We start from the raw sequence: 2,678 nt of genomic DNA on the forward strand, positions 1-2,678 counted from the left end.
TAGTTATCCTCTGAATGAATCTTGATTTGCTGCATCTCTCCATTTTCAAACCACAGCATGTAATATTCATTATATCTTCCATTCACATTTCGGTATTTTTCTCTAGCCTTAGGTGTTGCCTCTCTCATAACTCTTACAATCCATACTATAGATTTTTGTTCACTTTCTAAATTCTTTAATAACTTCTCTTTATTAACACATAAGTACGATTGTTCATCAAACCATGGTTCCCCTGCTATTCTATAAAAACCAACTTCTTCTAAATTTTCGTTATAGAATTCATATCCATCTCCACCAGTAATATTTAACAGGTTTCGTATATATTTAGATGGCATAATATAATATACATCACCAAATTCAAGAAAATGAGAAACACACTCCGTTGCTGTATAGTTAAAAAAGTACTCTTTAAAATCTTTATCTTTAAAAGTGATTACCCTTTTAATAGCATCAACCTCTTCAATTTCATCTAAAAGTAAAACCTCTTTTGGAGTTATATAACACGCGTTATCTATTGTAGCATGGGCATCAGAAATATCATTAAACATGCTTAATAGATATGGCTTTTTGTTTAAAAAATCACTTTTAAAAATTGAAAGGTATTCCTTATCAATTATTACTGAAGTAATCCACATATTTGTTTCTCCACCAGTTTGATTTGACAAGGAGTGATACCCAAATAATGATAAAACCTTATCTGATTCCTTCTCATTTTTTTCATCCTTTAAACAAATCCAATTTTCCAGTGTAGGCTCTGGGGTATCTTTCATCCATAAATTGATTGCTTCTTCACTAACTACTCCCTCTATCTCCGGAGAAAGATTCTCTGGTAAATAAAGCTCTGTCTGTTTTCTTTTCTCTTTTGGATCAATCTGAGAGATTTCTTGTAATGAACTCGGAAAATCTGAAAGAAGGGTATAATTTTCTATAATAAAAGGTGGTTTATCATAGCCTCTAAATAATAAGTTATCAGCTAAATATCCTAAAATTTCATTTTTGGCAGTCCAAATGTATTTTTCACAAAAACTCATTACTCCACTTTTTGCACCATGTGTAGCCGCATGGAATTTCCCAAGAATGGCCGAGTCAATCCCGACAATACGTTCTTCACCATCTGAAGAAATATATGTTGAAAATATATCTTTCTTCCAGCCTTGCTTCATTAAATAATTATAAGCAGCACAAAGTATAAATTGATCAGAAGTAAGGTTTTGAACATCATACTTCTCCATATATCGATTCAATAACTTTTCAGCTTTAATATTATATTTTAAATTAAGAGTTTCTTTGCTTTCAACTATTCCCACATCATTTTTCTCTTTAATGTTGGAATTACTATCCGAATCAGTATAGTCTTCTAAAGAATCAATTCTCAACCAAAAATTTTGTTGATTCTCATAATAATCAACAAGTTTATTCAATTTTATTTTGATTTCTTCTTCCAAATCCTCTACTTTTAATAGTACTTTAACTTCATCTAACTCAAAATATTCTGCTAATCCAGCTATTTCATCCTTTTCATTCTCAGAACATACTTTTTCTGGATAAAAGAAGTTCGAATTAATTGGGTCAATTAGTACATACCTTGATAAATCGTAATCAATTGGTCCATATCCTCCCATTCTTGATCCGGTTCTTGCAGTAATATCTATTGGTATATCCATATTATTAAAGTAAGGTGGACGACATCTTTCGATAGTTGCCTCATTAATATATCCTTTTCTATATGCACTTTCCAATATAGAACGAGTATAGTACCTAATCGCGATATTGTTTGTGAGGCATGTATTAGCATCAGGGTAAACAAATTGTATTATCCAATCACAAAATAATTTAACAAATTCTTCATTCGTTTGATTTGCAAGAACACTTCCAGCTGCAATTGAATAAATGTCTTCTTGCATTTGCATATCATTAGTTTCGATTACTAATTGAAACAGCTTAAAGAATTCTAACGGCTGACTAACCGCCCATTCTCCTAAAGTTGCTCTATACCTTACTCTTTCTGAATTATTTACAGTTGTTAATAACCATGCATAAATTAATGGTAAACCATCGAAAGAATCATCGGCTTTTAATTGGAAAGTTTCATGGTCTAACTGAATAGAAATACTAGAAACCCACTTTTCATTAATACCATACACTATGTTACTTGGGACGGACCAAATTATATCTCTTTCAGCAGGTAGGCTGAACTCCATCATATAATCATGTAACATCTTACTACCAAGTGGATGCCCTTTAACCCGAGATACTACTTTAATTAAAGAATTAACAATTTTCTTTAAATGTTCAGCATCTATTCGCATTACTTCAGCGATATATTCTTTATATTTTTCAGCTGCAGTAATAGAAACATTAGCTAAAGTAAAACATGTTAAAGACAATCTTTTCGAATCTGAAAAAGCTTGTTTTATACAGCTATTTTTTGATAGAAGATATGAATATTCTTCCATTAACAAAATTGCAAGCATCATTATTACACCATTTTGTTTCAGGAATTGCCCAGGTATTTTCATGTCATCATAATTATGTCCACTTTCATATAATCTAAGTGCAAAAATATAATCAAATATGGGTTGCATACCAATCGAAAATATCCTTTTTGAATCACTGAAGAAGGATTCTGAAAATTCCTCAAAACTTTGAAGTAATCCATAGTTCTCTAAGTACTGTAT

The 2,678-nt window shown here is 31.0% G+C and carries 1 protein-coding gene; it reads right to left on the reverse strand.

From position 1 onward, the window contains the following. Positions 1-2,678 (reverse strand): hypothetical protein (locus tag ABWK52_RS29545; RefSeq protein ID WP_353772393.1); only part of this gene is annotated, 2,678 nt, incomplete at both ends.

The sequence above is a fragment of the Bacillus sp. AP50 genome (genome assembly GCF_040492675.1).
GTDB lineage: Bacteria > Bacillota > Bacilli > Bacillales > Bacillaceae_G > Bacillus_A > Bacillus_A cereus.